Origin of the sequence: Roseicyclus sediminis, assembly GCF_025515305.1 — a bacterium.
GTDB classification, from domain to species: domain Bacteria; phylum Pseudomonadota; class Alphaproteobacteria; order Rhodobacterales; family Rhodobacteraceae; genus Roseibacterium; species Roseibacterium sediminis.
This window is the reverse complement of the sequence record NZ_JAOPHT010000011.1, coordinates 74,345-98,735: the sequence shown is the minus strand read 5'-3', so window position 1 is coordinate 98,735 and position 24,391 is coordinate 74,345. Positions and strand designations below refer to the sequence as shown.

Here is a 24,391-nt window from a genome sequence, read left to right as displayed (position 1 = left end):
TCCGGGGGTGATCGTCAGTTCGCCGCAGGCGCCTGGGGCGCGAGCGCGGCATAATCCTCGGGCATGTCCGTCACATGGAACGTGTAGGACAGGGTGATGGCGGGGATGCCGACCGTCTCGGGATCGTTCACGATCTCGGGGTCGACGAAGAAGGTGACGGGCATCAGCACGGTCTCGCCGGGCTGCAGCACCTGCATCTCGAAGCAGAAACATGCGATCTTCACGAAGTAGGCCCCGGTCTCGAAGGGCGCGACGTTGAAGCTCGCGGTGCCCGCGATGGGCCGGTCGGTCGGGTTGTGCGCCTCGTAGAAGGCAAGCCCCGTCTCGCCGATGCGGATGTCGACATGCGGCTCCACGGGGCGGAACGTCCAGGGCATGTCGCGGGCAAGCGACGCGTCGAAGCGAATGCGGATCATATCGTCCAGCACCGTGTCGCTGCCTTCGCTGGCCACCTGCGTCGTGCCGCCGAAACCGGTCACGCGGCAGAACAAGTCATAGAGAGGCACCGAAGCCCAGGCGAGCGCGCCCATGACCACGACGACGCCGAGAAGGCGCGAGACGACCTTCTGGTTCGCGGTCATTGGCCGTCCTCCACGAGCGGCGTGATCGAGACGCGCGGCTGATGGTCGAAGGCCTCCATGGTCGAGCCTTCGCGGATCTTGGCGATGGTCAGGCCGAAGACGATGGTCGCGAAGGCCACGAGGCTCAGCGCCACGCCGAGGTTGCGGCCGAAGCGGCGCTTGTGCAGTTCGTGGGTCTCGGTGATCGGCATGCGTTCAACCCCCCAGAAGACCGGTCATCCGCAGACCGGCGTCGCCCAGAAGCGCGCCGAAATGCAGGAAGAGATAATAAAGCGAGAAGCGGAACAGCCGCTTTTCGGCGGCATAGCCGTCGGCCTCGGCCATCGCCTCGTCGCGCCCGCGCACGGCGAAGGCATGGCGCAGGAAAATGGCGTTCAGGACGATCGCGGTCGACAGGTAGACGGGCCCGCCGATGGAGGTCAGCCCAAGACCGATCGCCACCGGCGCCAGCAGGAGCGAGTAGATCCAGATCTGCCGCCGTGTCTCGGGCCGGCCATGGGTGACCGTGAGCATCGGCACCTTCGCCTCGTGGTAGTCGGCCTTCATGAACAACGCCAGCGCCCAGAAATGGGGCGGCGTCCACATGAAGATGAGGCCGAACATCAGGACCGCCTCGAGCGACACGTCCCCCGTCACCGCGGCCCAGCCGATCACCGGCGGGAAAGCACCCGCGGCACCGCCGATGACGATGTTCTGCGGCGTCGCCCGCTTCAGCCACATCGTATAGATCACGGCGTAGAAGAAGATCGTGAAGGCCAGAAGACCGGCGGCCACCCAGTTCGTGGCAAGGCCCAGCATCGCCACCGAGATCGCCGAGAGCGCCACGCCCACCGAGAGCGCTTCGCCGGCCTCGACGCGACCCGACGGCACCGGCCGTCCGCGCGTGCGCTTCATGATCAGGTCGATATCGGCGTCGTACCACATGTTCAGAGCGCCCGACGCGCCCGCGCCCAGCGCGATGAACAGGATCGCCGTGAAGCCGATCATGGGCGACATGCCGCCCGGCGCGACGACAAGTCCGACCAGCGCCGTGAAGACCACGAGCGACATCACCCGCGGCTTCAGAAGCGCCACGTAGTCGCCGAAGCGGGCTTCGCCCTCGGCGGCCTGGACGTTGGTGTTGGTCGTTGCGTCGGTCATGGTCGGTCCTGTGCTTGATGGGGCGGGACGTGTCCCGCCCTACATCATTCGGCTGCGGCCAGTTCGATGATGCGCGGGGCGCGCATGCCGCCCGCCGAGGCGAATTCCTGCGCCTCGCCTGCAAGCCAGGCCTCGTACTCCTCCGGCGTCACGGCGAAGACCGTGATGGGCATGAAGGCATGGGCCGAGCCGCAAAGCTCCGAGCACTGGCCGAAATAGACGCCTTCCTGGCCAGGCTCGACCTCGAACCACAGTTCGGCCAGGCGGCCCGGAACGCCGTCCTGTTTCACGCCGAAGGCGGGAACGGTCCAGGAATGGATCACGTCGGCCGCGGTGACCTGCACGACGACAGTCTGGCCTGTCGGCACGACCATCGCGGCGTCGGTCGCAAGCAGATGCTCGTCGCGGGTGTAGCCGTATTCGGCAAGCTGATCCTCGGCGAGCATGACCGAGAGGAACTCGATCCCCTCTTCAGGGTATTCGTAGCCCCAGTACCACTGGTAGCCCGTGGCCTTCACCACGACGTCCGCCTCCGGAATCGTCTGCTGGCGGAACAGCACCGGCAGCGAGAAGGCCCCGATCACGACCAGGATCAGGAGCGGGACGACAGTCCAGGTCACTTCGATCTTGGTGTTGTGGGTGAAGGTGGCGGGCGTGGGGTTCGCACGCGCATTGTGGCGCAGCATCGTCCACACCAGAAGCGCCGTGACGAAGAGCACGATCGCTGCCGTAATCACCAGCAGAAGCGTGTCGAGCGCGCGGATGTCATGCGCCACCCCGGTCACGCCCGGCTGGAAGTTGATGCCGCCCGACGTGGGCGCGCCGATCACCTCGAGGCCCTCGCGCAGGCTGGCGGTCTGCGCCGAGGCCGCGGTCGCGGCCAGGCTTGCGCCGAATGCGGCCCAGAGGCCGCCGATCTTCGTCCGAAGTGCCATTGTCACCTGTCCTGTATCTCGCGGTCGCCCCCCGTTCCCCGCGTGCGGGGTCCCTCGTCGGCCGACCGTTGCGTTCCAAGCTGCGCAGACCATATAGCTACCGGGAGGACAAGACATTGGTCAAAAATGTCTCACCCGACCAGAAATTGACCTGGATCATTTCCTGCTCCCAACGCACCGGAGGCCCCACGCATGTCAGACCCCTTCCGCCCCTTCGAAACCCTTCTCGACGAGGCGGCGGCGCTGGCGATCCTTCGCGCGGCAACCGACGGCGCCGAAGACGGGGAATTGTTCCTTGAACGCCGCCGCTCGGAGGCGCTGGTCTTCGATGACGGACGCGTGCGCAACGCAAGCTACGACGCGGCCGAAGGGTTCGGACTTCGGGCGGTGAAGGGCGACGTGGCGGGCTATGCCCATTCGACCGAGATTTCCGAAGCCGCGCTGCGCCGTGCCGCCGAGACCGCGCGCCTTGCCGTGGGCGACGGCGGCGGCACGCTGGCGCAGGGGCCGGCCGGCACCAACACGCGGCTCTACACCGACGCCGATCCCATGGCGGACGCCGAGTTCGGGGTGAAACTCGACACGCTCCGCGAAATCGACGCCTTCGCCCGGGCGCTCGACCCGCGCGTGGTTCAGGTCAGCGCGAGCCTCGCCGCGTCCCACCAGGAGGTGGTGATCCTGCGGCCCGAGGGGGGCCATGTCGCCGACATCCGCCCGATGGTGCGCCTCAACGTCAGCATCATCGTCGAGGAAAACGGCCGCCGCGAGTCGGGCAGCGCGGGCGGCGGCGGGCGGATCGGGATGACCGGCCTGCTCGAGCGCGCCCACTGGGAGGGCGTGGCGCGAGAAGCGCTCAGAATCGCGGTCGTGAACCTCGGCGCCGAGGCCGCGCCCGCGGGCGTTATGGACGTGGTCCTCGGCCCCGGTTGGCCGGGCATCCTGCTGCACGAGGCCATCGGCCACGGGCTGGAGGGCGACTTCAACCGCAAGAAGCAGTCGGCCTTCGCCGGGCTGATGGGCCAGCGGATCGCCGCGCCGGGCGTCACCGTTCTGGATGACGGCACGATTCCCGACCGCCGCGGATCGATCACGGTGGACGACGAGGGGACGCCCGCCGGCAAGACCGTGCTGATCGAGGACGGCATCCTCGTGGGCTACATGCAGGACCGGCAGTCAGCCCGGATCATGGGCGTCGCCCCCACCGGCAACGGACGGCGCGAGAGCTACGCCCATGCGCCGATGACCCGGATGACCAACACCTACATGCTGGGCGGCGACGCGGACCCGGGGGAGATCCTCGCCGACCTCAAGGACGGGATCTACGCGGTCGGTTTCGGCGGCGGGCAGGTCGACATCACCAACGGCAAGTTCGTGTTCAGTTGCACCGAGGCCTACCGGGTCAAGGACGGCAAGGTCGGCGCCCCAGTGAAGGGCGCGACCCTGATCGGCGACGGCGCGACGGCGCTGCAGAACATCCGCGCCATCGGCAACGACATGGCGCTCGACCCCGGCATGGGCAATTGCGGCAAGGCCGGCCAGTGGGTGCCGGTGGGCGTGGGCCAGCCGACGCTGATGATCGGCGGGCTGACGGTGGGCGGCTCCGCGGCCGGATGACGCCTGCGACGGGGACAGGCGTCACGCATGCCGACGCGCGACCCGGCCGGTCCCCGGTGGCTTCATCGCTGAACCTGTCTCTTTCCCGGCCTGACGACGATCATTCCTCAGGTTGTCCGACCCCTCCTGCAAGGCGGCGCGGTCCTGAAACGTCGGCGCCTCCGTGCTCGATGCGTCAGGGAGGCAGGCGTTCGTCGCCAGCCGTGACGCAGCCGTTCCTCGCGGGGGCCATCACGGCCACGCCCGGCAAAGCCCCTGCAAAGGCGCCTGACAAGACGCAAGGCAAAGACGGATCAGCGGCGGGACACAGCCGGCGGTAACACCTTGTTAACCAATACGGTCATAGCGTCGCGCATGGTTCACGACGATGCCTTCGGATTCGCCGAGCCCCCGCTCGACTATGCGCCGCCCCCCGCGGGCGACATGCGCGAACGCCTGTTGCGCCTGCGCCTGGTCCGCTCGCGCCGCGTGGGGCCCGCGACCTACCTGCGCCTCATGGCGGAGCATGGTGGCGCCGAAGCCGCGCTGGCGGCCCTTCCCGGCATCGCCCACGCGGCGGGCGTGCAGGACTACGCCCCCTGCCCCGAGGCCGTGGCCGCCGCCGAGTTACGCGCCGCCGAACGTCTGCGCGCCCGCATGCTGTGCCTGGGCGATGCGGATTATCCCGCGTCTCTCGCCGGTATCTCCGACGCGCCCCCCGTTCTCTGGGCGCTTGGCCGTGTGGATCTTCTGTCCCGCCCCGCCGTGGCGATCGTCGGCACCCGCAACGCCTCGGCGCTCGGCGCGCGCATGGCGCGGCGGCTTGCCCGCGATCTCGGCGAGGCGGGCTATGTCGTCGTCTCGGGCCTTGCGCGCGGGATCGACGCAATCTCCCATGACGCGGCGCTGGACACCGGGACGGTCGCCGTTCACGCGGGCGGGCTCGATGTCGTCTACCCCACCGAGAACGCGGAACTGGCCGGCAAGATCGGCAAGACCGGCCTTCGCGTCTCGGAGATGCCCTTCGGCCTGCAGCCCCAGGGCCGCCACTTCCCGCGCCGCAACCGCATCGTGTCGGGGCTCGCGCAGGCGGTGATCGTGGTGGAGGCCGCGGCACGGTCGGGCTCGCTCATCACCGCGCGGGCCGCGCTCGATCAGGGGCGCGAGGTCATGGCAGTGCCGGGCCACCCGCTCGACAGCCGCGCCTCGGGGGGCAACATCCTGCTGCGGGACGGCGCGACGCTGGTGCGCGGGGCGGATGACGTGATCGAGGCGCTCGGGCTTCCGGCCGGCGGTCGGGTCACGAAGGCCGAGGTGCGGCCAACCCCGAAGCCCGCTGTTGCCGGGGCCGTGGCCGTGCCGCCCGAGGGCGGGCTGGAGGCGCTCGTGCTTGCGCGTCTGGAGGCGACCCCACTCGAGGAGGACCAGCTCATCCGCGAGCTGGGCCACCCGCCGCGCGAGGTCGCCCGCGCGCTCGCGGTGCTCGAGATGGCCGGTCGTGTCACCCGCAGCGCAGGCGGATCGGTCGCGCTGAGCAACTGAGCCTCAAGAACAGGAGAAACCGGGTTTTTCACACCGGAATCCGACGGGCGTTGCATTCGATTCCCCAGGGATTCCGGCCCGAAGGGCCGCGGCGAAGCCGCGATCCACCCCGAGGCCGTGACGCATTGACAAGCCCCCCCGTGGCCCCACATGTTCCGCCGCCACAGCTTCCCCTGCCCTTGAAGGTCCGTTTTTCATGCCCGTTGTCGTTGTCGAATCCCCGGCCAAGGCCAAGACGATCAACAAGTATCTCGGGCCGGGCTACACGGTTCTCGCATCCTACGGACATGTCCGCGACCTGCCGTCCAAGGACGGATCGGTGGACCCCGACCATGGATTCGAGATGACCTGGGAGGTGGCCGCCGACAGCAAGAAACACGTCAAGGCCATCGCCGACGCCCTCAAGGACGACCCCGAGCTGATCCTCGCCACCGACCCCGACCGGGAGGGCGAGGCCATCAGCTGGCACCTGCGGGAGGCGTTGGAGAACCGCAAGGCACTGAAGAAGGACGCGTCCGTGCGCCGCGTGACCTTCAACGCGATCACCAAGGATGCCGTCACGAAGGCCATGGCCGAGCCGCGCGACGTCGACATGGAACTCGTCGAGGCCTACCTCGCGCGCCGCGCGCTCGACTATCTCGTGGGCTTCACGCTCTCGCCGGTCCTCTGGCGCAAACTGCCCGGCGCGAAGTCGGCGGGCCGCGTTCAGTCGGTCGCCCTCCGGATCATCGTCGACCGCGAGATGGAGATCGAGGCGTTCCGCCCCCGCGAATACTGGTCGGTGCGCGCCGTCCTCGAGACGCCGCGTGGCCAGCACTTCGAGGCGCGCCTCGTGGCGATGGGCGGCAAGAAGCTCGACCGTTTCGACCTCGCGACCGGCGCCGAGGCCGGCCTCGCGGTCAAGGCCGTCTCCTCCCGCGCGCTGTCGGTCACCGCGGTCGAGGCGAAGCCCGCCACCCGCAACCCCGCGCCCCCCTTCATGACCTCGACCCTCCAGCAGGAGGCGAGCCGCAAGTTCGGCATGGGCGCCAAGCAGACGATGAGCGCGGCCCAGCGCCTCTACGAGGCCGGCCACATCACCTACATGCGGACCGATGGCATCGACATGGCGCCGGAAGCCGTGCATGCCGCCCGTGACGCCATCGCCGCGCGATATGGCAAGGAGTACGTTCCGGGCAGCCCCCGGATGTACAAGAACAAGGCCAAGAACGCGCAGGAGGCGCACGAATGCATCCGGCCGACGGACATGTCCCGGGCGCCGGACGAGCTGAAACTCTCCGAAGACGATCAGCGCAAGCTCTATGACCTGATCTGGAAGCGCACGATCGCCAGCCAGATGGAGGCCGCGCGGCTGGAACGCACCACGGTCACGGTCGCCAGCCGCGATGGCGAGGTCGAGTTGCGTGCCACGGGCCAGGTCGTCCTCTTCGACGGGTTTCTCAAGGTCTATGAGGAAGGCCGCGACGACGTCGGCTCGGGCGAGGACGAGGATGGCCGCCGCCTGCCGCAAGTGACCGCGGGCGATGCGCTGAAGCCCGTGGGCCGGGCGCTGGCGTCCGAGCATGGCAAGCTGACGGAGGCCAACGGCGCGGAGGCGGCGATCCTGTCGGACGAAGGCGCCGTCCTGGGCCAGCAGCATTTCACCCAGCCGCCGCCGCGCTACACCGAGGCGACGCTGGTGAAGCGCATGGAGGAACTCGGCATCGGGCGCCCGTCGACCTATGCCTCGATCCTCGACACGATCGAGGCGCGCGGCTACGTCACGAAGGACAAGGGCAGGCTCATTCCCGAGGACAAGGGGCGGCTGGTGACGGCCTTCCTGGTCAACTACTTCCGCCGCTACCTCGAATACGACTACACCGCCAATCTCGAGAGCGAGCTTGACGACGTCTCGGCGGGCGAAAGGCACTACAAGGACGTGCTCGACCGGTTCTGGCGCGACTTCTCCGCGGCGGTGGAGGAGACGGCGGAGCTGCGCATCACCGACGTGCTGGAGAAGATCAACGAGGTGCTGGAGCCGCACCTCTTCCCGCCGAAACCCGACGGATCCGACCCGCGCCTTTGCCCCAATTGCGGGGCCGGGCGGTTGTCGATGCGGACGGCGCGGTCGGGCGGCGCCTTCATCGGTTGCTCCAATTACCCCGAATGCCGCTACACACGCCCCTTCGGCCCGCCGGGCATGGAAGGCGACGGCGGTGCGGACGGCCTCGGGCCGGATGGCAAGATGCTGGGCGTCGATCCCGACACGTCCGAACCCGTCTACCTGAAATCCGGCCGCTTCGGCCCCTATGTGCAGCTCGGCGAGGCGACGGAGGAGGTTCCGAAACCGCCGCGATCCTCCCTGCCCAAGGGCTGGGCGGTCGAGACGATGGATCTCGAGAAGGCGCTGAAGCTTCTGCACCTGCCGCGCAAGGTGGGCGACCACCCCGAGGACGGCGAACCGGTCGAGGCCGCGATCGGCCGCTACGGGCCCTACGTCAAGCATGGGCGCATCTACGCGAACCTGCCCGATGCGGACGAGGTCTTCACCATCGGCATGAACCGCGCGGTAGAACTGATCGCCGCCAAGGCCGCGGGCCGGGCCGGACGCGGTGCGGCCGCGGCCCCCCTGAAGGAACTCGGCGAGCATCCGGGCGAAGGCGGCCCGATCCAGGTGATGAGCGGGCGCTACGGACCTTACGTGAAGTGGGCCAAGGTGAACGCGACGCTGCCGAAGGACCTCGACCCGCAGGACGTCACGCTGGAGCGCGCGGTGGAGCTTATTGCCGAAAAGCAGGCCAAGGGTGGCAAGGGCAAGGCCAAGCGTGCAAGCCCGGCCAAGAGCACCGCAAAGAAGAAGAAGGCGGGCTGAGGCCGGCAAGATACCTCGCCAGAAACTTGGCGCATCCGCAGGGCGTCGGTTAGCATACGCGCCGTTCGAAATTGCGGAGGGCACGATGTCTGGACAGGATCCCACCGGACGGGCGGTTCAGGACTACACCGCCGGTCGCCACGGAGCAGCGATCAACACCCCGGCCGGAGCCATCGGCTATTCCGAGAAGCTTGCAGGGGACCGACGGAAAGCCGCGGCCGGCCCTGCGCCGTCCATGCCCCCCGCGCCGCCGCTGCCGATCTTCCAGCGGTTGCTCGAGGCGGTTCCGACCTGGCTGCACTTCGTCATCGGCCTCGTTCTGGGCGCGGTGGCCATCGTCTACACCGTGGAGGTGTCCGGCGGCTGGCCCGACACGCAAACGGGCTGGATCTGGCTGGGCGTCATGGGGCTCGCGGGGCTGTTGGTCGGGATGGTGGCCATCCACCTGGCGATCCTGCTCGCCGATTTCGCGGCGAAGCTGGCGCTCGTGGCGCTGTTCTGGGCGGTGGTTCTGGGCGCGATCTGGGCGCTCGGGTTCTGGCCGTCCTGGATGCCCTGGCCCTAGGCCGTCGCCGTCCACGGCCTCTCCATCCTCTGTGCCGCGCGCTTTCCTGCCACCCGCTTTGCGGGATCGGCAGGGAATCGCCCATCGCCCCGGCGCGGGCGTGGCATTTCCGTCACCATGCCTCTCGCGTCGGGTTTCCCGCCATACCGGGCCCCGGGGCGACTCAGGTATGAGGAGAACACAAGCTGAACCTGGGGGTTTGCAGATGTTCGGTACGGATCGCGGCGCAAGGTTCGCGCCCTCGGATAGCATGCGAAATTCAGACTTCCCGGCACCCGTGGGCAGGTCGGAGCACGAGATGGACGACGAAGGAACATTCAAGGTTTTCAAGGCTTTCGACGATTTTCTCGATCGCATGCCCGCCTGGCTGTTCCATTCGCTGGGCGCATTGACGGCACTGATGTCGCTGTGGTTCGCGCTTGTCCTGATGGGTGGTCTGCCGCGCAGCATCGTCGAGTGGATCGTGCTCGCCATGTTCGGCGCTTTCGCCTACGCCGTTGGCTTCATGATCCCGCTGATCGTGGCCTATCTCGTGGATACCGCGTCGCGCCTTTCGGTCCTTCTGGCCTTCACCGGTGGCGCCGCGCTCGTCAGCTACGCCGCCCTCCAGGGCGCGCTCTGACCGCAGCCCGGCAAGCGCCCCCGGCGTGCGGCACACGGCCGGGCCGACAGACAAGCCCTTGATCTCACGCGCCGGGAAGACGACATCGGGAGGGACCAGAAACCCCTCCGCCGACAGGTGTCATGACCGATCAGAGCCCGGCCGCCGCCGCACCGCTTTCCCAGCGTCCCGAAGTCCTCGACTTTCTGCTGACGCGCCGATCCCGGCCGCCCAAGACGCTGGCGCCGCCGGTGCCGGGGCGCGCTGAGCTTACGCCCCTTCTGCAGGCCGCGGCACGGGTGCCCGACCACGGCAAGCTCGAGCCCTGGCGTTTCATCGTGCTGGAGCGCGGCGCCTGCCAGAGGCTTGCCACCCTCACCGCCGAGATCGGCGCCGCCGAGGGTCGTGACGCCGACGCGCTGGCAAAGGATGTCGCGGGACTGGCAGATGCGCACCTCGTCGTGGCGGTGGTCCTGTCGCCCAAGGACTCGCCCAAGATCCCCCTATGGGAGCAGGAGATGTCGGCGGGCGCGGTGTGCCTCTCGCTGGTCAACGCCTGCCTGGCCGCAGGCTGGGGCGCGGGCTGGCTGACGGGCTGGCGCGCAAGGCATGGCGGGTTCTGCGCGCGCGGCCTTGGCCTCGCCGCCCATGAAAGCGTCGCGGGCTTCGTCCATATCGGCACCGAGACACGCCCGCCGCCCGAACGTCCGCGGCCGGACATGGACGCGATCACGATCTGGATGACCGAATGATCCTGAACGATTTCCTGAAGGCGCTCGGGCAGCTGACGGACGGCAGGTTTCTCGGCGTGCTGGCACTCGGTCTCGGCCTGACCATCGCGCTCCTCGTCGGGTTCTCCTTCGTCTTCGTCACGGCCATCGGCTGGGTCGTGCCCGAAAGCTTCAGCCTGCCCTGGATCGGCGAAATCACCTGGGTGGATACCGCGCTGACCTGGGCCAGCGTGCCGCTCATGCTGGTGCTTTCGACCTTCCTGATGGTGCCGGTGGCCTCGGCCTTCATCGGCATGTTCCTGGAGACCATCGCCGCCGCGGTCGAGCGCAAGCATTACCCGAACCTGCCGCCCGCGCGGACCGTCGGCATCGTCGAGGGGATTGTCGATGCGCTGAAGTTCCTCGGCGTGCTGATCGTCGTGAACCTTGCCGCCCTCGTCCTCTACGTGATCTTCACGCCGCTCGCCCCGATCCTGTTCTGGGTGGTGAACGGCATCCTGCTCGGGCGGGAATACGCGCAACTCGTGGCGCTTCGCCGTTCGGACGCGGCAGGCGCGGCTGCCTTCCGCCGCCGGAACAGGCCGACGATCTTTCTCGCCGGCGTGTTGATGGCGGTTCCCCTGACGATCCCGGTGGTGAACCTCCTGGTTCCGATCCTGGGCGCGGCGACCTTCACGCACCTCTACCACCGCCTCACTGCGGCGGGGGGGCGCCCAGTCCGAACCGCGTGAAGAGGTCGATATCCTCGATCGTGACAGCGCCCGAGAGGATCACGGCGGCGATCACCGCCCAGATGACGAAGGACACCCCCGACGTCACGAGGAGGCGCCGGCCGAATTGCAGGTTCGCGGGCGCCGAGCCATGGGTGCCCTTCACGCGTTCCCCCGCCTCGTCCTGGCTGACGACGCCGGTCTGCAGCACGACAAGAAGCGTCAGGAACCAGATGATCGCGTAGAGAACGAGACCTGTGACGACACCCATCAGACCTGCTCCAGCTCGACCAGCGTTCCGGTGAAGTCCTTGGGGTGAAGAAACAGGACCGGCTTGCCGTGGGCACCGATCTTGGGCTCTCCGTCGCCGAGGACACGCGCGCCCGACGCCTTGAGCCGGTCGCGCGCGGCAAGGATATCCTCGACCTCGTAGCAGATATGGTGAATCCCGCCCGAGGGGTTCTTTTCGAGGAAGCCCTTGATCGGCGAATTCTCTCCCAGCGGATAGAGCAGCTCGACCTTCGTGTTGGGCAGCTCGATGAAGATCACCGTGACGCCATGGTCGGGCTCGTCCTGGGGGGCGCCAACCTTCGCGCCGAGTGTCTCGCGATACTGCGCGGCGGCGGCCTCGAGGTCGGGCACGGCGATGGCGACGTGGTTCAGGCGTCCGATCATGGCTCACTCCTTGGCGTATCGCGGGGCTTGCCGAGATATGGCGCGCGCAACCCCGGAATACCAAGCGGCGAAGGGCCGCGCCTTAACCAATGGTCAACCGTGACGGGGTTCTATCGGTCGGAATTGAATGGATTCGATCCGAATCCGAGGGGGATGGGATGGACGACGATTTTGACGTTTTGACACTTCAGCCACGGCCGACCGCCGCACGACCGCTTCTCGGCCTGACGGTTCTCGTCGTCGAGGACAGCCGCTACAGTTCCGAGGCGCTGCGCCAGATGTGCCTGCGCTCGGGCGCGCGCATCCGGCGGGCCGACTGCGTCGCCTCGGCGCAGCGGCACCTCAACGTCTACCGCCCCTCGGCCGCGATCGTGGACCTCGGCCTGCCCGACGGTTCGGGCCTCGACCTCATCGCGGCGATGCATGCGGCCCGCCCCCGGGTGCCGATCCTCCTTGGCACGTCGGGCGCCGAGCGGGAGGCGGCGGCAGCAGCCTGCACGCGCGCGGGCGCGAATGGGTTCCTGCCCAAGCCCGTGGCCTCGCTGGCGGCATTCCAGTCAGAGGTGCTCCGCCACCTGCCCGAGGCCCTGCGTCCTTCGGGGCCGCGCGACGCGGATGTCTCGGCTGTTTCGCCCGATCCTCTGGCGCTGCGCGAGGATTTCGCCCATGCGATGGACCTGCTCGCGCTCGAGGCGCCGCCCGTCGGCTACCTGCGCCGCTTTCTCATCGGGCTCGCCCGCTCGGCGGAGGACGATCCGCTGGAGCGCTCTGCGCTGGCCATGGACGGGGGGTTCACGGGCCATGACCGGCTCGCGCTGCGGGCCATGCTGTCCCAGCGCATCCAGGCCTTGCCGGTGCCGATCTGAGGCACGGTCCGGACCCGGCAGCGCTCAGTCGCGGGGGATGACGCGCAAGCCCAGCTCCATGAGCTGCTCGGCCGTCGGTTCGGACGGCGCGTTCATCATGAGGTCCTCGGCCCGCTGGTTCATCGGGAAGAGGATCACCTCGCGGATGTTCGCGGTGTCCGCCAGAAGCATGACGATCCGGTCGATGCCCGCCGCACAGCCCCCGTGGGGCGGCGCGCCGTAGCGGAAGGCGCCGACCATGCCGCCGAAGCGCTTGCGCACCTCGTCCTCGCCATAGCCCGCGAGTTCGAAGGCCTTGAACATGATCTCCGGCTTGTGGTTCCGGATCGCGCCCGAAACGATCTCGTAGCCGTTGCAGGCGAGGTCGTACTGGTAGCCGAGAACCTCGAGCGGGTCGCCCGAGAGCGCGTCGAGCCCGCCCTGCGGCATCGAGAAGGGATTGTGCGAGAAGTCGACGCGGCCGGTCTCGTCGTCCTTCTCGTACATCGGGAAGTCCACGATCCAGGCGAAGGCGAAGCGGCTCTCGTCGATGAGGCCGAGCTCACGTCCGATCTGGTCGCGCGCGCGGCCCGCGACGCTTTCGAATTCGTGCGGCTTGCCGGCGAGGAAGAAGACCGCATCGCCCTTGTGCAGGTGCAGCTGACGGCGGATCGCCTCGGTCCGCTCGGGGCCGATGTTCTTGGCCAGGGGTCCTGCGCCCTCGAGCCCGCTTCCGTCCTCGGCTTCGCGCCAGAAGATGTAGCCCATGCCCGGCAGTCCCTGCGATTGCGCCCAGGAATTCATCCGGTCGCAGAACTTGCGCGACCCACCGGTGGGGGCGGGAATGGCGCGGACCTCGGTGCCCTCGTGCTCGAGGATCTTCGCGAAGATCGCGAAGCCCGAGCCCTCGAAATGCTCCGAGACGACCTGCATCTTCACCGGGTTGCGAAGGTCGGGCTTGTCGGTCCCGTACCACAGCGCCGCGTCCTTGTAGGAGATGCGCGGCCAGACCTCGTCGACGGTCTTGCCCTTGCCGAACTCGTGGAAGACCCCCTTGAGCACCGGCTCGATGGTCTGGAACACGTCCTCCTGCTCGACGAAGGACATCTCCATGTCGAGCTGGTAGAAATCGGTGGGCGAACGGTCGGCGCGCGGATCCTCGTCGCGGAAGCAGGGCGCGATCTGGAAATAGCGGTCGAAGCCCGAGACCATGAGCAGCTGCTTGAACTGCTGCGGCGCCTGCGGCAGCGCGTAGAACTTGCCCGGATGGAGGCGCGAGGGCACCAGGAAGTCGCGCGCGCCCTCGGGCGAGGAGGCGGTGATGACCGGCGTCTGGTACTCGCGGAAGCCCGTATCCCACATCCGCCGACGGATCGACGCCACGACGTCCGACCGCAGCGTCATGTTGGCCTGCATCGCCTCGCGCCGCAGATCCAGGTAGCGGTAGCGCAGACGCGTCTCCTCGGGGTATTCCTGATCCCCGAAGACCTGCAGCGGCAGGTCGCCGTCGACGGCGCCCAGGACCTCCATGTCGCGGATGAACACCTCGATCTCGCCGGTGGGGAGCTTGGGGTTCACCAGCTCGGGATCGCGCGCCTTCACCTCGCCATCGATGCGGATGCAGTATTCGGCGCGCAGCTTCTCGACCTGGGCGAAAACCGGGCTGTCGGGGTCGCAGAGGACCTGCGTGATCCCGTAATGGTCACGCAGGTCGATGAAGACCACGCCGCCATGGTCCCGCCGCCGGTGCACCCAGCCCGAGAGGCGCACGTTCTGCCCGACGTTCTCGCGCGTCAGGGCGGCACAGGTATGGCTGCGATAGGCGTGCATGGGTCGGGGTCCTTTGCAGGGGCTTCGGCGGTATCGGGCGTCGCGGCGATAGAGCGCGCGGAAGGGCCGAAGTCAACCCCGCGGGGCTCGCCCGTCGGGGGCATCGAGCCCCCGACGGGCGACTGCCTCCGGCAGGCGTATTTGGAGAAAGATGAAGGGTCGGGTCAGTTGGCGCAGGCCAGCGCGGCGCGGGCGGCCGCGCGGGTGAACGGGCCGAGGTCACGGGCGTGGAGCGTGGCGTCGGGCGCGAGGCGCGTGGCGACGAGGCGGGACCAGTCGGCATCGGCGGTGATGATCTCGGGACCCGCGCCGCAATCGCGGATGCCGCCGGTGATGAAGGCCTCGCCGATCCGGTGGTTGGTGAGGCCCGAGGCGGCGGCGATCTCGGTCAGGGTGCCGTCGACGTAGCGCCAGACACGGAGCGTTCGGGCGAGGTGCGGGCGATCGACATAGGCGATCTCCATGTAGCCGTCGCCATCGAGATCGGCGGCGCCCACGGGCGCGAGCCAGCGGTTGGTGCGGCCGATATTGGGCGTGGCCGCAAGGAGGCGGAGCCCCTGCCCGTCGGGCGCGAGGCCATAGACGGCGAGCCGCGCGCCGAGGTCGCGGTGGCTCTGGACGACGATGATCTCGGCGCGGCCATCGCCATCGAGATCGGCGAGGCGGGGAGCAAGGTCTTCGAAGACCTCGGCCTGCGGCAGGGTCACGCGTCCGGTGACGCAGTTCGGGGCGTTGTCGAGCTGGGCGGCGAGGGTCCCCGCCTCGATGGCGTCGCCGAGGACGCCGTGGGCGTAGCGTGTGGTCGGCTCCTCGAACCAGGCGGCGGCGATGCCCGAGGTGCCGCCGCCCTGCGTCAGCGAACCCTCGATCGCGGTGCCGGTCCATGGCGGCTGCTCGCAGGCGAGCGTCGTCCCTGCCCCGGCCAGGCAAAGGCCCGCCGCCAGCGTCGCGGCGCGGGCGAGGCGGAACACGGGGCCCGGCGCCGCGGGACCGGCGGTCAGATCTGCTTCTCCGGCATCTGGACGATCAGCCCGTCGAGCGCGTCGGAGACCTTGAGCTGGCAGGTCAGGCGCGAGCGCTTGGGGTCGGGCTGGTAGGCGAACTCGAGCATGTCCTCTTCCATCGGGTCGATCTCGGGGAGTTTCGACACCCAGTCGGGATGGACGTAGACGTGGCAGGTCGAACAGGCGCAGGCACCGCCGCAATCGGCCTCGATGCCGGGGATGTTGTTGTCGCGCGCGCCTTCCATGACGGTCAGGCCGTTGGGCACGTCCACCACATGCTCGGTGCCGTTGTGCTCGATATAGGTGATCTTCGCCATCTCTTGCCTTTCCTCTGCGCGGCCATGCCCGGATCCGGGGGTCTAGGTAATACGGGGCGCAAGGGCTTTCCAGCCCGAAATCCCGGGCTTGCGTGGCATGACAGATGTTCTATTTCTGTTCTCATGGAGCCACAGATCCGAGCCCCGGGCTGGCCCAGGCCGCCCGACTGCCTGCCGCATCACCTGCTGCACCTGCCGCCGGAGGGAGCACGGGTGGCGGTTGCGGGGCTCGTGCTCGTGCGGCAGCGGCCGGGCACCGCCAAGGGGGTGATCTTCGTGACGCTGGAGGACGAGTACGGCGTGGCCAACGTCGTCGTGTGGCAGAAGATCTACCAGACCTTCCGCCGCGCGGTGATCGCGGGGCGGCTCCTGCGGGTGACCGGGCGGGTGCAGCGGCAGTCGGGCGTGACCCATGTGGTGGCCGAGCGCGTGGAGGACATCTCGGACATGCTCGACGACCTGGTCCGCCTGCACGAACCGGCGCGTTTCGCCGACGGCCCCTGATCCGGGGCGGCCCCTCTCCGCCGATCCGGGGGCGGATGGCGCGGTGCGCTTTCCCGGTGCGGCGAAGCGCGCTAGGCTTCCCGGGAACTGTCCCCGAGAACAGGCAAGGGCCATCCGAGCAGGCCCCATGGAACCGCCGAATGAAGAAGATCGCCGCAACTCTCGCCGGTCTTGCCGCGCTTGCGGCCTGTGTGCCCGCCGGCGGCGAGCGTGCGCCACCTGACACGCGCGCCGTCGCCGCGGCCCGCGGCGTGCCGCCGCCACAGGCCGCGCCCGACACCTGCTACGCCCGCGACGCGACACCCCTGGCCGAGGCGCTCGGCCCCCTGCCGTCCGGCGCGGATGCGGAGGGGCCGCTGTGGTTCGAATACCCCTGCCGGGCGGAAACCGATGCGGCCTTCATCGCCTCGGTGCAACGCGCGCTTGCGGCGCGGGGCCTTTACGGCGGGCCTGCGACAGGCAGGCTCGACCCGCCGACGCGGGCGGCCATAACCGCCTACCAGCGCGACTTCGGCCTCGACAGCGGGGTCCTGTCGCTCGCCGCGGCACGCGCCCTCGGCCTCGTTGTCTGGGAAACCGTTCCAGAGGCGGCAACCGAAGCCCCGTAAAGGAAAAGGCCCCCGTGCGAGATCGCCGGGGGCCTTCGCCGTGTCAGATGGAAGGGGTCGCGTCAGTCCTCGAGGGACAGCGCCACGAAGCGCGGGTTGCCGGCGCGGCGGATCAGAAGAAGGATGCTCTTCTGGCCGGCCTCCTCGGCGGTGTCGACGCGGGCGCGGAAATCATCGGCGCTGCGCACGGGCTGCTGACCGACCTCGGTGACGATGTCGCCGACCTGCAGCCCCTTGGACGCCGCGTCCGACGCGGGATCGACCGCTTCGATCACGAGGCCACCGGCCACGCCCTGGGCGTCGAGCTGTTCGCGCAGCTCATCGGTGAGCGGCGACACGGTCAGGCCGAGGATCTCGGCGCTGGGCTCGGGGATCGGCGCGCCGTCGGGCGCAGTGGCCCCGGAGCCTTCCGCCGTTTCCCGGCGGCCGAGCGTCACGAGCAGGGTCTGCGTCGCGCCGTCGCGGTAGACCAGCATGCGCACGGTCTCGCCGACGCCCGATTCACCGACGATGCGCACGAGCTCGCGGGTGTCCTGGATGTCCTCTCCGTCGAAGCTGAGGATCACGTCGCCAACCTCGACACCGGCGTCGAGGGCGGGGCCTTCCGGCACGTCGGTGACCAGCGCGCCACGGGCATCGGCAAGACCGAGACCTTCGGCGATGTCGTCGCTCACGTCCTGGATGCGGACACCGAGCCATCCGCGCCGCGTCTCTCCGAACTCGCGAAGCTGGTCGACGACGTTGGTCACGACCGAGGCCGACATGGCGAAGCCGATGCCGATCGAGCCGCCGGTGGGCGACAGGATCGCGGTGTTCACGCCGATCACCTCGCCCGCCATGTTGAAGAGCGGGCCGCCGGAGTTGCCGCGGTTGATGGCGGCGTCGGTCTGGATGTAGTCGTCATAGGTGCCGGAAAGCGCACGTTCCCGCGCGGACACGACACCGACAGACACCGAGAAACCCTGGCCGAGCGGGTTGCCCATCGCCATGACCCAGTCCCCCACGCGCATCGCGTTGCTGTTGCCGAACGGGACGAAGGGCAGTGCCGCGTCTGCCTCGACCTTCAGGAGCGCGATATCGGTGTTGGGGTCCGTCCCGACGAGTTGGGCCTCCAGTTCGCGGCCCGAACGGAATTCGATCATGATCTCGTCGGCGCCTTCGATCACGTGATTGTTGGTCACGATGTAGCCGTCCTCGGAGATGACGAAGCCCGAGCCAAGTGCCTGGCTGCGGCGGGGCGCCTGTTCGGGACCCTGCTGGCGGTCGAGGAAATCGTTGAAGAAGTCCTCGAGGGGGCTGCCCGGGGGCACGTTCGGCGCAGGACCCTCACGGGTGGCCACGATGGCCGAGGTCGTGATGTTCACGACGGCGTCGCCGACCTGGTCCACGAGGTCGGCGAAGGATGGCGGCGCAGTCTGGGCACGGGCCTGCGTCATGCCAAGGATCAGTGCGAAAGCCGCTAGGAACGCGATGAGCGCGCCTGTCGCGGTGCGGTAGGCCGAAGGTGCGGCAGGCGTCCGCGACATCACGGCGGCGTCTGCCACCTTGTACGCGGGAACGTCTGCAGCGAACCGCCGGCGATGGGCCAGTTGGGATGTCACGAACTCACCTCCTGTAGAAGCCGCAAGCGATGCGCGGGCGCGCGCACCGGCTGTCTGAGCAACATATTTGCGCGCTGAGGGCCGGGATCAACCTTTTCGCGCACGCGGGTCGTCGAGATCGGTGTCACATGAGCGTGACATGGGCGAAAGGGCGGGTTTCCCGCAGGCGGCGGATCGACCCGCGCGGACCTCAGCCGAAGCCCCTCAGCACGAAGAAGACGAGCACCACGCCAAGCGTCACCGCCGACAGGCCGATGAGGCGCCGGGTCTCGGTCGGGATATTGGCCATCATGCGCAGCATGTCCTCCATCCGCCCGGGCGCAAGCGCGAAGACCAGGCCCTCGATCACGAGGACCATGCCGAGGCCGAGGAGAAGTGCGAAACCGATGCTCATGGGAAGGTTCCGTCATCCGGTCGCCCTGCCCCGATCGGCGGAACGGGCCTGCCCGGAAAAGGGGGGCGTCCGGTGTCATCTGGGCCACCGGACGCCGCCGTTTCGGTTCTGCGCGGGCTACGGGCGCACGCCCGAGCCGCCAAGGTATTCGAAGAACTCGCTGTCCGGTGAAATGACCATCGTCGAGTTCTGCTGCCGGAGGGCACGTTCGTAGGCCGTCATCGAGCGGTAGAACTCGAAGAATTCCGGGTCCTGCCCGAAGGCCTCGGCGAAGATGCGGTTCCGCTGGGCGTCCGCTTCACCGCGCGTGATCTCGGCTTCCCGCTGCGCCTCCGAGACAAGCTCGACCACGGTCCGGTCGGCCTGCGCCCGGACACGCTGCGCGGCCTCGTTGCCTCGGGCACGTTCGTCGGTCGCTTCCCGTTCCCGTTCGGCCCGCATCCGGGCGAAGGTGGCGTCGAGGTTCTGCGCCGGAAGCGCGGTCTGCTTCAGCCGCACGTCCAGCACCTCGAGGCCGAGGGGCTCTGCCAGCGCACGGGCCTGTGCCGTGATCCGCACCATGAGCGCGGCGCGGTCGGCAGACAGGATCGTGTTCGAGGTCACGCCGTCCGCACCGAGCACGGCCCGGATCTGCGGGTTCAGGATGTCTTCCAGAAGCTGCTCGGCGCGGCGGATGTCGCCAACGCCGACGGCCTGCCGGAACTGCACCACGTCGACGATGCGATAGCGCGCGAAGGCGTCCACCACCAGTCGCCGGTCGTCCGAGGGCGTCACCTCGATCGGCGCGGTGTCGAGCGACAGGATACGGTCGTCGTAGAAGACCACCTCCTGGATGAACGGGATCTTGAAGTTCAGCCCCGGCTCTTCGATCACCTGCCGGATCTGACCGAACTGGAGCACGAGAGCCCTTTGCCGTTCGTCGACGACGAAGATCGAACTCAGGAGCACGGCCACCGCAAGAACAGCGGCGGGGATGAGGAAAGTGATGCGTTTCATCAGTTGCTGCTCCCCGTGGTCGTGGTGGTTCCGGTCGTTCCGCGCCGCAACTGGTCGAGCGGCAGGTAGGGCACGACGCCCGAACCGCCCGAACCACCCTCGCCTTCGAGGATCACGAGATCCACGTCGGCCAGCACGCGCTCGAGGGTCTCGAGGTAGAGACGGCGGCGGGTGACCTCGGGGGCCAGTTCGTACTCGGTCAGAACCGCGAGGAAGCGACTTGCCTCACCCTCGGCCTCGTTGACGACCTGAGCGCGGTAGGCTTCGGCCTGTTCGAGGATCTGGGCCGCCTCGCCTCGGGCGCCTGCAAGCACCCGGTTGGCGTAGGCATCTGCCTGGCGTTCGAGCTGGTCACGCTCCTGTTCGGCGGCCTGAACGTCGCGGAAGGCGTCGATGACCTCGGCCGGCGGGTCGGCGCGGTCGAGGTTGAGACGCACGATGTTCACACCCGAGGCGTAGCTGTCCATGGTGGACTGGATCAGCTCCTGCACCGTGGCCGCGATCAGTTCACGGTCCCGGTTGAGGATCGGCGAAAGCTGGCTCTGCGAGATCACTTCGCGCATGGCCGCCTCGGACACAGCACGCACGGTGGCCTCGGGATCGCGCAGGTTGAAAAGGTAGAGCGCGGGGTCCGAGATGTTCCAGACGACCTCGAAATCGATGTCGACGATGTTCTCGTCGGTCGTCAGCATCAGGCCCTCGTCGGAGCCGCCCGACCGCGCGGTTCCGATCGACTCGGTCCGGTTGGTCGTGACCTCGATCACTTCGGCGGTCACGACCGGCCAAGGCGCGAAGTTCAGGCCCGGGTTTCCGACCGAAGAGAACTCGCCGAGCAAAAGCTCGACCGACTGCTGTTCCGGCCGCACGGTGTAGAATGAGTTGAAGGCCCAAAGCCCCACGATCGCCAGCGCCGCAAGGCCGATGGTCCCGCGCGTGAGCTTGAAGCCCCCGCCACCATCACCGCCGCCACCGGAGCGACCGCCACGGCCGCCCATCAGGACGCGCAGCTGCTCCTGGCCTTTCCGAACGATCTCGTCGATCTCCGGGATCTGCTGGTCGCCGCCGGGGCGACGCGGGCCACCCGGCCCACCGGATCCGCCGGAGCCGTTGTTGCCGCGGTTGCCGCCGCCGGAGCCTCCACCGCCCCAGGGTCCGCCACTATTGCCAGCCATGTATCGTTGTTCCCCTCACGCTTTGACAGGTATTGGACATGCTTATTTGACAAGCCTCGGGGGTGTATATGGGGCCATCTGACCCGATTGCACCCCGACCGGGCACAGTTTTCGGTGTCCTCACACGCTCCGGACCGGTGCCTTCATCGTTACCAGTTCCTCCGACATGGTCGGATGCACTGCGACGGTCCGGTCGAAATCGGCTTTTGTCGCGCCCATCTTCACCGCGATCCCGGCCAGCTGGATCATTTCCCCGGCCTGCGGTGCGACGATGTGACAGCCGAGAACCTTCTGCGTCGCCTTTGACACGACGAGTTTCATCAGCACCCGGTCGGGCCGACCCGCGAAGGCTGTCTGCATCGGACGGAACGAGGTGCAGTAGATGTCCACCGCCTCCTGTTCGCGCGCCTCCTCCTCGGAAAGGCCCACGGTTCCGAACTCGGGCTGGGTGAACACCGCCGAGGGAATGAGGTCGTGGTCGACCGGCGTGGGGTTGCCGTTGAACACGGTCTCGACGAAGGCCATGCCCTCGCGGATCGCGACCGGCGTGAGGTTCACGCGGTTCGTCACGTCGCCGATGGCGTAGATCGATGGAACGGCGGTCTGCGAGAATTCGTCGACCACGACCTGACCGCGCCGCCCGATCCCGACCCCGGCCTCCGCCAGTCCCAGCCCGTCGCTGTTCGGCCGCCGCCCGGTGGCGAAGAGAACCGCGTCGAAGACATGCTCGTGCCCGTTCGAGGCCTTGACCCAGACCGGCCCGCCGGTCGCCGCCGACCGCGCCGAGGTCTCACCCGCGGGCGCGGCCATGCCGCCCCCCGTTACGGCCGCCGAGGCGACGTGATCGGCCGTGGCCGGGGCCATGTCGACGATGTTCGTACCGAGATGCAGGTCGACGCCCTTTTCCTGCATCATCTCGGAAATCAGGCCGCGCGCCTCGCCGTCGAAGCCGCGCAGGATCTGCGCGCCGCGGTAGAACTGCGTCACCTCCACGCCGAGGCCGTTCATGATGCAGGCGAATTCGCACGCGATGTAGCCGCCACCCACGATCAGAAGGCGCCGGGGCAGTTCCTCGAGGTTGAAGATGTCGTCCGAAACCATGCCGAGATGGTCGTTCGGAAGGCCCGGCCGCTCGGGCCGTCCGCCAGTAGCGACAAGAATATGCTTGGCGCTGTGGGTCGACCCGTCGGCGAGACGCACCGTGTGCGGATCGTCGAGGACCGCGCGCTGATCGAAGGTCGTCACGCCCGAGCCGGAGAGGAGGCTGCGGTAGACACCTTCGAGGCGGTCGAGTTCACCATGAAGCCGCGACCGGAACCGCGCCCAGTCGAAGCTGCCCTCGCCCAGATCCCAGCCGTAGGAGCGCGCATCGGCGAAGCCTTCCCGGTAGGCGCTTGCGAAGACCATGATCTTCTTGGGCACGCATCCGCGAATGACGCAGGTGCCGCCCATCCGGCTTTCCTCGGCCAGCGCGACCCTGGCGCCACCGGCCGCGGCCACGCGCGCGGCGCGCACCCCGCCCGAGCCGCCGCCGATCACGAAGAGATCGTAGTCGAAAGCCATCGGGGGTCCTCCTGCGTCGTTTCGGTCCTCGTCCCGAGGGACTGGCCGCAGTGTCAGTCGACGATGTCCACGAAGAGATTGTCACCGTCGACGATGTCCACGCGCTCCTGCTCGACCGTGCCCCTGTGGATGTCGTGCAGTTCGACCGTGCCGTCCGCGTTGCCGACGATCGCCACGTCGCAGATATCGAGGAACAGGCCGTTCTCCACCACGCCGGGGATCTGGTTGAGAACCAGGCTCAGCTGCGCGGGATTGGAGATCCGCCGCAGGTGCAGGTCGAGGATCAGGTTGCCCTCGTCCGAGCGGAAGGGTTCGGACCCGTTCATGCGGATCGCGACCGAGCGGCCCAGCACCTCGACATTGGCGAGGATCTCCTCGACCAGCGCCTTGGTGGTCTGCCAGCCGAAGGGAATGATCTCGACCGGAAGCGGGAAGGCGCCCAGCCGGTCCACCTGCTTGGTGCGGTCGGCGATCACCACCATCTGGTCCGAGGCCGTCGCCACGATCTTCTCGTGCAGAAGCGCCCCGCCCCCGCCCTTGATGAGGTTGAGGCCGGGATCGAATTCGTCCGCGCCGTCGATGGTCAGGTCGAGCCAGCGCACCTCGTCCAGCGTCGCGACCGGCAGACCGACCTTGCGGGCCAGCTCGGCGGTGCGGACCGACGTCGCGACCGTGGTGACCATCAGGCCTTCCTCGCGGACGACCTCGCCGAGGCACTTCACCATCCAGGCCGCCGTCGAGCCGGTCCCGAGCCCCACGCGCATCCCGTCTTCGACGTATTCGATGGCGCGGCGGGCGGCGACGTATTTCGCCTTGTCGATGGGGGAAAGCTCGGCCGGCATACTCGGCTCCGTTTCTGTTGTCAGCGTGATCCGGCCCCGTTCTTAGCGAAGGCGGCCGCCGGGTGCGAGGGCTAAACGTTCACCGCCCCGCGCGGACGCGCACCAAGCGCGGCGACCGCCGCGGGCAATGTTTCTCGCGGCAGGATGATCAGAAGGCCGGGGCCGTCGGTCACGATCTCGACCGTCCCGCCGGTTGCCGCATTCGACGTGCCGATGCGGCGGGCTGGGTGAAGCTCCAGCCCGTCGATCGGCCACAGCAGACCGCGCGAGCGCCCGGTCACACCCGCCATCGGAAAGAGGGAGACCCGCGTCCCTTGCGGCAGGTCGAGTTCGATCGTCGGCGGCGCGTGGAACACGATGTCGAGTCCGCCGAAGACGATGCAGCGGTGTTCGGGCCGGGTCGCGAGGGTGTGATAGACCGCAAGTTCATGGTCGAGCCGCCCGCCGGTGAACCCGACCGCCAGGACCAGCGGAACCTGGAGCCGGCGCAGGGCCTTGTCGAAATCCGTGCTTTCCTGTTCGGTGATCTGGTAGAGGATATCGGCCGGCAGCCGGGCCCGTGCCGCATCGGAAAGCGAGTCGAGATCGCCGATCACCGCGCGGGGCACGATCCCCGCCGCAATGGCCGCGTCCGCCCCCCCATCGGCGGCCACGAGCACCGGCGCGACGGCCATCGCCTCGGCGAGATCGCGCGGGCCGAGCACCCCGCCGCCGAGCAGGGTGGCGGCCTGCGCGCCTGCGACCACAGGTCTTTCCGGTGGCATTTTCTGGCCGTTCACGGCGACAATCTC

Annotated in this window: 26 protein-coding genes; 10 read left to right on the top strand and 16 right to left on the bottom strand. The window is 68.5% G+C overall.

Translation table 11 applies throughout. The annotated features are described in order from the left end of the window. Positions 1–14 precede the first annotated feature (14 nt). Genes N8I71_RS14245 through coxB form a run of 4 tightly spaced genes read right to left on the bottom strand, consistent with a single transcriptional unit; the run spans position 15 to position 2,656 of the window. The gene (locus N8I71_RS14245; protein ID WP_262878676.1) at positions 15–581 is read right to left on the bottom strand and encodes a cytochrome c oxidase assembly protein; all 567 of its coding nucleotides are present in this window, start codon (positions 579–581) and stop codon (positions 15–17) included. Beyond that, a complete protein-coding gene (locus tag N8I71_RS14240) occupies positions 578–772 on the bottom strand; it encodes a hypothetical protein (protein WP_262878675.1) in 195 nt (64 codons plus the stop codon). The genes N8I71_RS14245 and N8I71_RS14240 overlap by 4 nt, the downstream gene beginning before the upstream one ends. Before the next feature lie 4 nt (positions 773–776). Continuing rightward, positions 777–1,721: a heme o synthase gene (cyoE, locus tag N8I71_RS14235; RefSeq protein WP_262878674.1), complete on the bottom strand. Its 945-nt coding sequence runs from the start codon at positions 1,719–1,721 to the stop codon at positions 777–779. Positions 1,722–1,765: 44 nt separating this feature from the next. Next, a complete protein-coding gene (coxB, locus tag N8I71_RS14230; RefSeq protein WP_262878673.1) occupies positions 1,766–2,656 on the bottom strand; it encodes a cytochrome c oxidase subunit II in 891 nt (296 codons plus the stop codon). Between the two features lie 192 nt (positions 2,657–2,848). On the opposite strand from coxB, the gene tldD reads away from it, so the two are divergent. From tldD to N8I71_RS14195, 7 genes are all read left to right on the top strand, one after another. Beyond that, positions 2,849–4,270 (top strand): metalloprotease TldD, encoded by a 1,422-nt coding sequence (gene tldD / locus N8I71_RS14225; protein WP_262878672.1) that lies wholly within the window; start codon positions 2,849–2,851, stop codon positions 4,268–4,270. Between the two features lie 423 nt (positions 4,271–4,693). Further along, on the top strand, positions 4,694–5,791 hold the full coding sequence (gene dprA / locus N8I71_RS14220) for a DNA-processing protein DprA (protein ID WP_454824046.1): 1,098 nt from the start codon (positions 4,694–4,696) through the stop codon (positions 5,789–5,791). Between the two features lie 196 nt (positions 5,792–5,987). Then, a complete protein-coding gene (topA, locus tag N8I71_RS14215) occupies positions 5,988–8,642 on the top strand; it encodes a type I DNA topoisomerase (protein ID WP_262878670.1) in 2,655 nt (884 codons plus the stop codon). A gap of 85 nt (positions 8,643–8,727) precedes the next feature. Beyond that, on the top strand, positions 8,728–9,207 hold the full coding sequence (locus N8I71_RS14210) for a hypothetical protein (RefSeq protein WP_262878669.1): 480 nt from the start codon (positions 8,728–8,730) through the stop codon (positions 9,205–9,207). Between the two features lie 298 nt (positions 9,208–9,505). Then, positions 9,506–9,829 (top strand): hypothetical protein, encoded by a 324-nt coding sequence (locus N8I71_RS14205; RefSeq protein WP_262878668.1) that lies wholly within the window; start codon positions 9,506–9,508, stop codon positions 9,827–9,829. A 122-nt stretch (positions 9,830–9,951) separates the two neighbouring features. Continuing rightward, complete coding sequence (locus N8I71_RS14200; RefSeq protein WP_262878667.1) at positions 9,952–10,560, top strand: nitroreductase family protein; 609 nt, start codon at positions 9,952–9,954, stop codon at positions 10,558–10,560. Further along, entirely contained in the window at positions 10,557–11,270 is a 714-nt protein-coding gene (locus N8I71_RS14195) for an EI24 domain-containing protein (RefSeq protein ID WP_262878666.1), read from the top strand. Before N8I71_RS14200 ends, N8I71_RS14195 begins: the two co-directional genes overlap by 4 nt. Here N8I71_RS14195 and N8I71_RS14190 read toward each other — a convergent pair. Together N8I71_RS14190 and mce are read right to left on the bottom strand one after the other, a co-directional pair. Further along, the gene (locus N8I71_RS14190) at positions 11,233–11,520 is read right to left on the bottom strand and encodes a DUF1467 family protein (RefSeq protein WP_262878665.1); all 288 of its coding nucleotides are present in this window, start codon (positions 11,518–11,520) and stop codon (positions 11,233–11,235) included. The two genes, N8I71_RS14195 and N8I71_RS14190, sit on opposite strands and share 38 nt — an antisense overlap. Then, positions 11,520–11,924 carry a methylmalonyl-CoA epimerase gene (mce, locus tag N8I71_RS14185; protein ID WP_262878664.1) on the bottom strand — a complete coding sequence of 135 codons (405 nt, stop codon included), beginning with the start codon at positions 11,922–11,924 and terminating at the stop codon, positions 11,520–11,522. The genes N8I71_RS14190 and mce overlap by 1 nt, the downstream gene beginning before the upstream one ends. 158 nt (positions 11,925–12,082) lie before the next feature. On the opposite strand from mce, the gene N8I71_RS14180 reads away from it, so the two are divergent. Continuing rightward, positions 12,083–12,790 carry a response regulator gene (locus N8I71_RS14180; protein WP_262878663.1) on the top strand — a complete coding sequence of 236 codons (708 nt, stop codon included), beginning with the start codon at positions 12,083–12,085 and terminating at the stop codon, positions 12,788–12,790. Between the two features lie 24 nt (positions 12,791–12,814). Here N8I71_RS14180 and aspS read toward each other — a convergent pair whose 3' ends face one another. From aspS to N8I71_RS14165, 3 genes are all read right to left on the bottom strand, one after another. Beyond that, on the bottom strand, positions 12,815–14,599 hold the full coding sequence (gene aspS, locus N8I71_RS14175) for an aspartate--tRNA ligase (protein ID WP_262878662.1): 1,785 nt from the start codon (positions 14,597–14,599) through the stop codon (positions 12,815–12,817). A gap of 164 nt (positions 14,600–14,763) precedes the next feature. Further along, positions 14,764–15,570 (bottom strand): FG-GAP repeat domain-containing protein, encoded by an 807-nt coding sequence (locus N8I71_RS14170; protein WP_406676102.1) that lies wholly within the window; start codon positions 15,568–15,570, stop codon positions 14,764–14,766. 26 nt (positions 15,571–15,596) lie between these two features. After that, positions 15,597–15,920 carry a 2Fe-2S iron-sulfur cluster-binding protein gene (locus N8I71_RS14165; RefSeq protein ID WP_262878661.1) on the bottom strand — a complete coding sequence of 108 codons (324 nt, stop codon included), beginning with the start codon at positions 15,918–15,920 and terminating at the stop codon, positions 15,597–15,599. Positions 15,921–16,043: 123 nt separating this feature from the next. Here N8I71_RS14165 and N8I71_RS14160 point away from each other — a divergent pair, with 123 nt between their 5' ends. Further along, positions 16,044–16,424, top strand: a complete 381-nt coding sequence (locus N8I71_RS14160; RefSeq protein ID WP_262878660.1) for an OB-fold nucleic acid binding domain-containing protein — start codon at positions 16,044–16,046, stop codon at positions 16,422–16,424. 140 nt (positions 16,425–16,564) lie between these two features. Continuing rightward, entirely contained in the window at positions 16,565–17,032 is a 468-nt protein-coding gene (locus N8I71_RS14155) for a peptidoglycan-binding domain-containing protein (RefSeq protein WP_262878659.1), read from the top strand. A gap of 62 nt (positions 17,033–17,094) precedes the next feature. On the opposite strand, the gene N8I71_RS14150 is transcribed toward N8I71_RS14155, so the two are convergent. The 7 genes from N8I71_RS14150 to N8I71_RS14120 form a co-directional block, all read right to left on the bottom strand. After that, positions 17,095–18,558 carry a DegQ family serine endoprotease gene (locus tag N8I71_RS14150; RefSeq protein ID WP_316249254.1) on the bottom strand — a complete coding sequence of 488 codons (1,464 nt, stop codon included), beginning with the start codon at positions 18,556–18,558 and terminating at the stop codon, positions 17,095–17,097. A 265-nt stretch (positions 18,559–18,823) separates the two neighbouring features. Then, the gene (locus N8I71_RS14145; protein WP_262878658.1) at positions 18,824–19,027 is read right to left on the bottom strand and encodes a DUF2065 domain-containing protein; all 204 of its coding nucleotides are present in this window, start codon (positions 19,025–19,027) and stop codon (positions 18,824–18,826) included. A gap of 117 nt (positions 19,028–19,144) precedes the next feature. Next, positions 19,145–20,023, bottom strand: coding sequence for a protease modulator HflC (gene hflC / locus N8I71_RS14140; protein ID WP_262878657.1), 879 nt, complete (start codon positions 20,021–20,023; stop codon positions 19,145–19,147). Then, entirely contained in the window at positions 20,023–21,195 is a 1,173-nt protein-coding gene (gene hflK, locus N8I71_RS14135; protein ID WP_262878656.1) for an FtsH protease activity modulator HflK, read from the bottom strand. The genes hflC and hflK overlap by 1 nt, the downstream gene beginning before the upstream one ends. A gap of 120 nt (positions 21,196–21,315) precedes the next feature. After that, on the bottom strand, positions 21,316–22,758 hold the full coding sequence (locus tag N8I71_RS14130) for an FAD-dependent oxidoreductase (protein WP_262878655.1): 1,443 nt from the start codon (positions 22,756–22,758) through the stop codon (positions 21,316–21,318). Positions 22,759–22,811: 53 nt separating this feature from the next. Further along, positions 22,812–23,600, bottom strand: a complete 789-nt coding sequence (gene rpiA, locus N8I71_RS14125; RefSeq protein ID WP_262878654.1) for a ribose-5-phosphate isomerase RpiA — start codon at positions 23,598–23,600, stop codon at positions 22,812–22,814. A 71-nt stretch (positions 23,601–23,671) separates the two neighbouring features. Continuing rightward, complete coding sequence (locus N8I71_RS14120; protein ID WP_316249253.1) at positions 23,672–24,379, bottom strand: thiamine diphosphokinase; 708 nt, start codon at positions 24,377–24,379, stop codon at positions 23,672–23,674. Positions 24,380–24,391: the final 12 nt, after the last annotated feature.

Bases quoted from the DNA above. Each gene is read 5' to 3' on its own strand.
- N8I71_RS14245 (WP_262878676.1), bottom strand. From the start codon at position 581: ATGACCGCGAACCAGAAGGTCGTCTCGCGCCTTCTCGGCGTCGTCGTG.
- N8I71_RS14240 (WP_262878675.1), bottom strand. From the start codon at position 772: ATGCCGATCACCGAGACCCACGAACTGCACAAGCGCCGCTTCGGCCGC.
- cyoE (WP_262878674.1), bottom strand. From the start codon at position 1,721: ATGACCGACGCAACGACCAACACCAACGTCCAGGCCGCCGAGGGCGAA.
- coxB (WP_262878673.1), bottom strand. From the start codon at position 2,656: ATGGCACTTCGGACGAAGATCGGCGGCCTCTGGGCCGCATTCGGCGCA.
- tldD (WP_262878672.1), top strand. From the start codon at position 2,849: ATGTCAGACCCCTTCCGCCCCTTCGAAACCCTTCTCGACGAGGCGGCG.
- dprA (WP_454824046.1), top strand. From the start codon at position 4,694: ATGCGCGAACGCCTGTTGCGCCTGCGCCTGGTCCGCTCGCGCCGCGTG.
- topA (WP_262878670.1), top strand. From the start codon at position 5,988: ATGCCCGTTGTCGTTGTCGAATCCCCGGCCAAGGCCAAGACGATCAAC.
- N8I71_RS14210 (WP_262878669.1), top strand. From the start codon at position 8,728: ATGTCTGGACAGGATCCCACCGGACGGGCGGTTCAGGACTACACCGCC.
- N8I71_RS14205 (WP_262878668.1), top strand. From the start codon at position 9,506: ATGGACGACGAAGGAACATTCAAGGTTTTCAAGGCTTTCGACGATTTT.
- N8I71_RS14200 (WP_262878667.1), top strand. From the start codon at position 9,952: ATGACCGATCAGAGCCCGGCCGCCGCCGCACCGCTTTCCCAGCGTCCC.
- N8I71_RS14195 (WP_262878666.1), top strand. From the start codon at position 10,557: ATGATCCTGAACGATTTCCTGAAGGCGCTCGGGCAGCTGACGGACGGC.
- N8I71_RS14190 (WP_262878665.1), bottom strand. From the start codon at position 11,520: ATGGGTGTCGTCACAGGTCTCGTTCTCTACGCGATCATCTGGTTCCTG.
- mce (WP_262878664.1), bottom strand. From the start codon at position 11,924: ATGATCGGACGCCTGAACCACGTCGCCATCGCCGTGCCCGACCTCGAG.
- N8I71_RS14180 (WP_262878663.1), top strand. From the start codon at position 12,083: ATGGACGACGATTTTGACGTTTTGACACTTCAGCCACGGCCGACCGCC.
- aspS (WP_262878662.1), bottom strand. From the start codon at position 14,599: ATGCACGCCTATCGCAGCCATACCTGTGCCGCCCTGACGCGCGAGAAC.
- N8I71_RS14165 (WP_262878661.1), bottom strand. From the start codon at position 15,920: ATGGCGAAGATCACCTATATCGAGCACAACGGCACCGAGCATGTGGTG.
- N8I71_RS14160 (WP_262878660.1), top strand. From the start codon at position 16,044: ATGGAGCCACAGATCCGAGCCCCGGGCTGGCCCAGGCCGCCCGACTGC.
- N8I71_RS14155 (WP_262878659.1), top strand. From the start codon at position 16,565: ATGAAGAAGATCGCCGCAACTCTCGCCGGTCTTGCCGCGCTTGCGGCC.
- N8I71_RS14150 (WP_316249254.1), bottom strand. From the start codon at position 18,558: ATGTCGCGGACGCCTGCCGCACCTTCGGCCTACCGCACCGCGACAGGC.
- N8I71_RS14145 (WP_262878658.1), bottom strand. From the start codon at position 19,027: ATGAGCATCGGTTTCGCACTTCTCCTCGGCCTCGGCATGGTCCTCGTG.
- hflC (WP_262878657.1), bottom strand. From the start codon at position 20,023: ATGAAACGCATCACTTTCCTCATCCCCGCCGCTGTTCTTGCGGTGGCC.
- hflK (WP_262878656.1), bottom strand. From the start codon at position 21,195: ATGGCTGGCAATAGTGGCGGACCCTGGGGCGGTGGAGGCTCCGGCGGC.
- N8I71_RS14130 (WP_262878655.1), bottom strand. From the start codon at position 22,758: ATGGCTTTCGACTACGATCTCTTCGTGATCGGCGGCGGCTCGGGCGGG.
- rpiA (WP_262878654.1), bottom strand. From the start codon at position 23,600: ATGCCGGCCGAGCTTTCCCCCATCGACAAGGCGAAATACGTCGCCGCC.